Genomic DNA, 2,752 nt, shown 5'->3' on the forward strand with positions numbered 1-2,752 from the left:
CTCTTTTACCTTTGCACCCAGAATCAAGTAACATGGATTTGGTTAATTGGTGTTAAGGTGTACTATTAACTACTCTAGCAAATAGCTATGTGCTGATTTAGTCCTTCACCATCCAAATCCTTTTTCTTGCTTCTATAAAACTTAAAAATGTCAAGAATATGGATAAAGAACTTTACATTGGTGTAGATGTCTCAAAGAAGACTCTCGACCTGGCTTACTATGACGGTGAGACAATAGATTGGAAAAATGCCCACATAAAAGTGAGCAACGATACATCAGGATTTAAGGAAGTCGCCTCATGGTTGGCGAAGATAGCCAATAGATTTGACAATCTATTGTTTTGCATGGAACATACAGGACTCTATTGCCAAGATTTCAGGATGTGGCTGGAGAGTCACCAGTATATCTATGGTATGGTTGATCCCCGTAAGATGCATCGTTTCGAGCCAGACTTGGATGCAGGGCAGCGTTCCCTCGACCGTGTGAAGTCTGACGAGTTGGATGCATTCCGCATAGCCATCTATTGTGAACAAAATCACAAAAAAATTCTTCGCAGTCCCTCAAGGCTTCCTCCAGCAATCTATTTCAAACTGAAGCGCCTTTATGCAGAGCGAAAGCAGGACTCCAAACAGTCTGTCCTTTACAAGCAGCAACTTCATGACACTTGTGCATATGACACAGAGTCGTCTATGGAAAGAAAAAGACTATTGCTAGGCTCGCTAAAAGAGAGCATAAAAGCCGTGGATGAGGAAATCGCCTGCTGCTTGGATGAGGAAGCGAGCATACGCAAGAATTATGACTTGTTGCTCAGTATACCTGGAATAGGACACGTCGTGGCACTTGAGACAATCATACTGACGGAGAATTTCACTGCCATAACCAATCCCAGAAAATATGCCTGCTACATAGGCATCGCACCTTTCCCCAAAGAGTCGGGGACCTCCGTGAGGAAGCGTACCTCCGTGTCCTGCAAGGGATTCTCCAAGGCCAAGGCCGACTTGTCCATATCCGCCGTGTCGGCCATAACGCACAGTCCCACCCTCAGGGAATATTGGCAGCGAAAGCGCAAGGAGAAATGCGGTAGCATAGTACTCAACGCCGTCAAGTTCAAGCTGGTGTTACGTATGTTTGCCGTGATTAAACGTGGAACACCATATGTGGAGACAGATGCATACAAGAACTAAAATGCAGCAAAAGTGAACTACCCCCGTCTTAGATTATAACTATCCCCGCGATTAAGTTTTTTGTCTGCGTTTTTTCACTACCTTTGCCGGAGCATCTGAAAAGGAAGGAACTCCGGACGGGGGTAGTGAACTATTCTGTCTTAGACAAAGACCTTTCCCTGATCTAGTCTCCCCTGCCTGAAATGCCAGACCAAGTGCCGTTTAGGGATTTAGCTGTGCGCCAGCTTATAAAAGATGTGGCTTACCCTGACATAGAGAGTTCCTTCCTGCAAAATGCGGAACAAAGGTATGAAAAATAAATCATTTATCGGCATCGACATCTCAAAAAATGTCATTGATGCATCAATTTTCACAGAAGGAGCCTCAATTAAGGACTTTCCTCACGCTGTATTCAACAATTCCCGCAAGGGATTTGGCGGGATGGCCACATGGCTCAAGAAGAATCATGTGGTTCTCTCGAACTGTCTCTTCGGAATGGAGTTCACCGGTAGCTACTCTATGGAGCTGGAGAAGTTTCTTACGGCCAGGAAGTATCAATTCTGCATGCTCTCCACCCATACGGTAAAGCATTATCCCATGGGTCCCAAGGACAAGAACGACAAGATTGACTCTGCCAAGATTGCCGACTTTCTCTACCGCTATAATGGTACTGAATGTGTCAAGCCTTATAAAATGCCTGACAAGACCATGCAGAGACTCAAGACTCTGATGAATGAGCGTAAGTTCCTGGTGGAACAGCGTACATGCTTCATGAACAGAAGACAGCTGTGCACCACAAAGGAAGACACCCAGTTATATGATGGCTACATCAAGAAACTCAGCCGTGACATTGAGAACATCGAGTTGGAAGAACAGAAGTTGCTGGCTACAGACGAAAGTCTCCTCACGACTTACAGGAATCTTTTGACAATCCCGGGTATCGGCTCCGTCAATGCCATAAATGTCATTGTCATTACTCGAAACTTTACCGCTTTTGAAACAGCAAGGCAATATGCCAGTTATGTCGGCGTGGCACCGCACTTTCGCACTTCAGGCACCAGTGTGAGATGGCGTCCACGACCTTCAGCACGCTGTGATGGTCAGGCGAAAGCGGATCTGTCCATGGCGGCCTTAATTACTGTACAATATGATGCAGAATTACAATCATTCTATAACCGTAAATTAGGAGGTAAGCAAGATTCAGACACAAAACGCAAGGCATTGAATGCCGTTAAGTTCAAACTCATTCTCAGAATGTTCGCCATAGGCAAACAGAATAGAAAATGGGAAACATTGGATTCAATGAGCAACAATGAGATTCTTGCAATATCATAAGTCTAAAACAAGGGAACTATAGCAGTCTGTGCTACTGCCATTTAGAGTCTTGTAAAGACACAAACACGGATAACTAATTAGGAATCTAGCCATACGCTATTAAAAGAACGAGTTCCGTGTTATTTTGTAACAGAAATGTCATTTTTGACCATTTCTGCTACCGATATTTTAGTGCCTGTATGCTCCAAAACGCCTCTTTTATATTTATTAACATAAAAAGCTGCTCAAAAATTTGGCTATGTCTTAGGAATCAG

Annotated in this window: 2 protein-coding genes; both read left to right on the plus strand. The window is 44.0% G+C overall.

The window, feature by feature from the left end:
• The first annotated feature begins 158 nt into the window (after nt 1-158).
• Nucleotides 159-1,184, plus strand: a complete 1,026-nt coding sequence (locus EXN75_RS17125) for an IS110 family RNA-guided transposase (protein WP_118119433.1) — start codon at nt 159-161, stop codon at nt 1,182-1,184.
• Nucleotides 1,185-1,472: 288 nt separating this feature from the next.
• The gene (locus EXN75_RS17130; RefSeq protein WP_167639580.1) at nt 1,473-2,498 is read left to right on the plus strand and encodes an IS110 family RNA-guided transposase; all 1,026 of its coding nucleotides are present in this window, start codon (nt 1,473-1,475) and stop codon (nt 2,496-2,498) included.
• Nucleotides 2,499-2,752: the final 254 nt, after the last annotated feature.

Source organism: Segatella hominis, from assembly GCF_004535825.1.
Classification (GTDB): domain Bacteria; phylum Bacteroidota; class Bacteroidia; order Bacteroidales; family Bacteroidaceae; genus Prevotella; species Prevotella hominis.